4 protein-coding genes are annotated in these 4684 nt (G+C 75.3%); 1 reads left to right on the top strand and 3 read right to left on the bottom strand.

Annotated features, from left to right (window positions below; translation table 11 throughout):
* Nucleotides 1-65 precede the first annotated feature (65 nt).
* The 3 genes from ACFW9D_RS21555 to ACFW9D_RS21545 form a co-directional block, all read right to left on the bottom strand.
* Nucleotides 66-2363 (bottom strand): ATP-binding protein, encoded by a 2298-nt coding sequence (locus ACFW9D_RS21555; protein ID WP_384623918.1) that lies wholly within the window; start codon nt 2361-2363, stop codon nt 66-68.
* Nucleotides 2364-2478: 115 nt separating this feature from the next.
* Entirely contained in the window at nt 2479-3150 is a 672-nt protein-coding gene (locus ACFW9D_RS21550) for an HAD family hydrolase (RefSeq protein WP_384623916.1), read from the bottom strand.
* 20 nt (nt 3151-3170) lie between these two features.
* Nucleotides 3171-3686, bottom strand: coding sequence for a DUF6912 family protein (locus ACFW9D_RS21545; protein ID WP_188338574.1), 516 nt, complete (start codon nt 3684-3686; stop codon nt 3171-3173).
* Between the two features lie 317 nt (nt 3687-4003).
* On the opposite strand from ACFW9D_RS21545, the gene ACFW9D_RS21540 reads away from it, so the two are divergent.
* On the top strand, nt 4004-4426 hold the full coding sequence (locus ACFW9D_RS21540) for an Rv3235 family protein (RefSeq protein ID WP_223206104.1): 423 nt from the start codon (nt 4004-4006) through the stop codon (nt 4424-4426).
* Nucleotides 4427-4684 lie beyond the last annotated feature (258 nt).

Below are 4684 nucleotides of genomic sequence, written 5' to 3'. Positions count from 1 at the left end.
TGCGCCCTCAGGGGCGCGGGGAACTGCGCGAGAAGCCCCACCGGGCCGCACCCGGCAGCGAAAGATCAACCAGCCACGGTGGAAGCCGCGGCCGCCAGAGAAACCTCCGTCCGCGACCCGACCCCGAGCTTCGCCAAAATATGCTCCACATGCGCGTCAGCGGTCCGCTTCGAGATGACCAGCCGCTCCGCGATCTCCCGGTTCGACAACCCCTCCACCACCAGCGCAGCGACCTCCCGCTCCCGACGGGTCAACGCCTCGACCCCGCTCCGCCGAGCCCCCGGCACGGCCACCGCGGGCGCCGGCACCTCCACGTCCCCCCGCACCGCGTCCAGCACCCGCCCCCCGGAGAGCCGCGCCCCCACCTCGTGCCACCGCCGGAACCCGTCCTCCCCCAGCGCCTCCCGCACGGCCCCCCGCACCGCCTCCTGCTCCTCGAAGAGCGAGGGCAGCATGCCGACGGGGTCACCGGACAGGCGCCGCGCGTGCTCCGCGTACCCGAGCAGCCACGCCGCCCGCACGAACCGCTTCTCGCGCGCCGCCGCCCACCCGAGCACGAGGCAGCAGATCGCCGCGACGAGCACCTCCTCGACCTCGGCGGCGGCCTCCAGTGCCCGGCGCAGCGCCCCGACGGCCTCCTCCCGCTCCCCCGCGAGCCACAGGATCACCCCCTGCACCATGAGCGTGGACCCGTACAGCTGCCGCTCCCCGGTGCCCTCCAGGAACGCGAGCCCGGTCCGGCACAGCTCCAGGGCGCCGTCCGTGTCCCCGAGCACCCCGAGCAGCAGCGCGCCCTCGTAGTGCACGACCCCGGTGCCGAGCCCGTCGCCCCGCGCCACGATCCGCTGCCGCGCGTCCTCCAGTTCCGCGAGCCCCTCCGGCTCCCCGCACAGCGCCCCGAGACCGCCCAGGTACGCGTCGCAGAACAGCTCGACCCGCGCCTCCCCCGCCTGCCGCGCCACCGCGATCGCCCGGTGGAAGAGCTCGAGCGCGCCGGGCAGGTCCCCGGTCCACACCGAGAACAGGGCGACCATGAACCGGCCCCACGCCTGCTCCCCGCCCACCTCGCCGAGCAGCCCGAGCCCCTTGTCGATCCAGTACCGGCCCTCGGCGAGCACCCCGGCGGCCCGCCAGAACGGCCCGAGCTGCGCCGCCAGCCACAGGCCCTGCGCGACGGTCTCCGGGTCCCCGCTCCCGTACGCGTACTCCAGCGCGGCCCGCAGATCGGCGCTCTCGGCCCGCAGCGCCCGGTGGTGCACCGGCTGCGCGGCGGTGAGGAACTCGTCCCAGAAGCGCCGGCCGAGCTCCCGGTAGTACGCGAAGTGCCGCCCGCGCACGGCGGCCGCCTGCCCGGACTCCTCCAGCCACTCGGCCCCGTACTCGCGGATCGTGTCGAGCAGCCGGTACCGGCCGCCGTCCTCCCCGATGCGCTGGACGACGGACTTGTCGACGAGCCCGATGAGGTGCTCCAGGACCGCGCCGGGCGGCAGCTCGCCGCCCGCGCACACGGTCTCGGCGGCCGACAGCTCGAAGGACCCGGCGAACACCGACAGGCGCGCCCACAGCAGCCGCTCCTGCGGCGTGCACAGCTCGTGGGACCAGCCGATGGCGGTACGCAGCGTCTGGTGCCGGGTCAGCGCCGTGCGGCGCCCTCCGGTCAGCACCTCGAAGCGGTGGCCGAGCCGCTCCACGAGCCGCTCCAGGGGCACGGCCCGCAGCCGTACCGCCGCGAGCTCGAGCGCGAGCGGGATGCCGTCGAGGCGGCCGGCGAGCGCGGTGAGCTGCCCCCGGTTCGCGTCGGTCACCGTGAAGCCGGGCACGACGGCGGCGGCCCGCTGCACGAACAGCTCCAGCGCGTCGTCGGCGCTCAGCGGCGCGACCGGGCAGCAGTGCTCGCCCGGCACGTCGAGCGGCTGCCGGCTGGTCGCGAGGACGCTCACGCCGGCCGCCTCGCGCAGCAGCACGTCGGTGAGCATGGCGCAGGCGTCGACGAGGTGCTCGCAGGTGTCGAGGACGATCAGGAGCCGCCGCCCCTGGAGGTGCGCGACGACCGCGTCGAGCGGCTCCATGCCTGCCTGGTCCGGGAGTTCGAGCACGGCGGCGAGGGTCGCCGGGATCAGTTCGGGGTCGCGCAGCGCGCTCAGTTCGACGAGCCACACCCCGTCGGGGAAGCGCTTGGCGAGCCCGGCCGCGGCCCGCAGCGCGGTGCGGCTTTTGCCGACCCCGCCGGGTCCGACCAGCGTGACGAGCCGGGCCCGGTCGAACGCGCCGCGCACCTGCGCCAGTTCGTCGGCACGTCCCACGAACGTCGTGACCTCGGCGGGAAGTTGTCCGCCCCGCCGCTGCCCGAAGCCGAAACCCATGGTTCGCGTCCCCCCGTCGTGGCTGCCGTACGGCCGTACCACCCCAGCGTACGCAGCCGGGCGCGGAGCGTGAACGCACTCGGCGCAAAACACCGGGCCCGGCGGAAGGAGGGATTCAGGCGGCCTCGGCGATCCGCTCCGCCTCGCGCACGGCCTCGGCGAGCGTGTCCACGACCGGCACGCCGGCGCCCTCCAGGCCGGCCCGGCTGTGGGAGCCGCCCGTGTAGAGCACGGCCCGCGCGCCCGCGTGCAGCGCGGCGACGGCGTCGTCGGCCGCGTCCCCGATGACGACGGTGCGCTCCGGCGCCACCCCGTCGAGGGTGCTCAGGTGCCGCACCATGTACTCGGCCTTGCTGCCGCCCGAGGGCCCGGTGCGGCCGTCGACGCGCAGGAACCGGTCGGTGATCCCGAAGTCCCGTACCAGCGGCACCAGTCGCTCGTGTTCGTACATGCTGAGGATGGACTGGCTGCGGCCCGCGCCCTGCCAGCCGGCGAGCAGGCCCTCGGCGCCGTCGGTGAGCCGGCAGTCGCCCGCGCGGTACGCGTAGTGCCGGTGGAAGGCGCCGTCCATGAGGAGCCACTCGTCCTCGGTGGGCAGCCGGCCCATCAGCCGCTCGTAGAACTTGGGGACGGGTACGCAGTACAGCGTTCGGTACGTCTCCAGCGTGATCGGTTCGAGGCCGATCTCCTCGAAGGCGGCGTTCGTGGCCGCTATGACTGCTTCGGTGTCGTGGAACAGCGTGCCGTTCCAGTCCCAGACGATGTGCGCGGTGGCGTGCTTCCCCATCCCCAGAACGTACCTTCCGCTCAGTCGCCGAGGCCGATCAGGTTCGGGATCTCCTGCGTCGCGAACCAGAGCAGCTCGTGGTCCTCGGCCCCGTCCACGACGAACTGCGCGTCGTCGTCCCCGTGGTCGGCGGCGCCCAGCGCGGCCGCCGCGGCGGTGACGTCCTTCTCGGCGTCGTCGGCGTCCACGTGCACGGCCGCGGCCTTGGCGAGCCGCACGACGTCCCGCACCGACACCTCGCCGAGCGAGGCCGGGTCGAGGCCCCGGTCGGGGTCGGCCACGGCAGCGCCGTCCGGGACGTCGACGGCGACCACGACGCGGCGGCGGGCGGCATCCGGCTCACCGGCGAGCAGCCGCAGCGAGGCGAGCGCGGCCCGGTTCAGCGCGGCGTACTCCAGCTCCTCGATGTCGTCGGAGAGGTACCACTCGCGCAGCGCGGGCGTCACGGCGTAGGCGGTCAGCGGCGCGGGGCCCAGCTCGCCCGCCTTGTACGCCGCCGCGAGTCGAGGCAGGGACAGGGGTACGTACACGCGCATGACGGGCCGCTTTCGTCGTCGGGGCCTATGGGTTCCGGGGCCCTTCAGGATACGGGGACGCGCCCTCCCCGTACCGGGGCGCGTCCTCTTTCGGGCCGCGGCCCGGATCCTCGGCCCGCGTCAGCCGGGGGCGGCCGGTTCACTCCGGGCCGGCCCGCTCCCCGGGGCCCGCCGCCGTCCCCGGCCACCCGGATGAGCGAACCGGTCCGGCCTCCCCGGCGCCTCCCGACGCTCTTGCGGGGCCGCGCCTCTGCCTCGTACAAGATCACCACCACTAAGTTACCGATCGGTATCCGGAGGTCGCTGTGCAGAAGGTGATGACCAGGCGAGGCCCCCGGCGGAGCACCCGGCCCCCCGCCCGGCGCGACAGCCGCCGCCCCGGCCCCGGCCGCATCGCACCCCAGGCCCCGCCGCACCCGACCGAACTGTTCACCGAGCGCCTCGTGCTCGTCCTCAGCGGCCAGAAACCGCTGCACTGGGTCGCCCGCCACACCGTCCACCAGGCCTACGAGGACCTGCTCTGGCTCGCCGACCGCCGCCCCCTGGGCCCGGCCCGCCCCCGCATCCACCGCATCGGCCACTTCGAACCGTCCCCCGGCTCCTACGAGGTCTTCGCCCGCGTCACCGCCGGCCCCCGCCTCCACGCCCTGGCCTTCCGCCTGGTCCGCGACGAATCCCTGCGCTGGCGCTGCACAGCCGTAGAACTCGACGGCCGCCCACCCCGCCCCCACGACGACTGACCCCAACACCCCCTCCGGGGGCCGTCGCCCCGGCGCCTGGCACAGGCCCGGGAGCCGGCCCCCGCCGGAAAGGGTGCCGCAGCGGACGCGCCCCGCGAGGGGCGCGGGGAACTGCGCGACCAGCCACAAAGGCGGCACACCCGGCAACGATCCCCGACCCCCTACGGCGGCGACAGCCGTTCTGGCCTTGGGCAGTCCGCCCCCGGGGGCCGCACCGCTCCCGCACCCGGCCCCCGCCGGAAAGTGCGCCGCAGCGGA

The sequence above is a fragment of the Streptomyces sp. NPDC059524 genome, assembly GCF_042749255.1.
Taxonomy (GTDB): domain Bacteria; phylum Actinomycetota; class Actinomycetes; order Streptomycetales; family Streptomycetaceae; genus Streptomyces; species Streptomyces xanthii.
The sequence above is the reverse complement of the archived record's forward strand: the minus strand, read 5'-3'. Positions and strand labels throughout refer to the sequence as shown.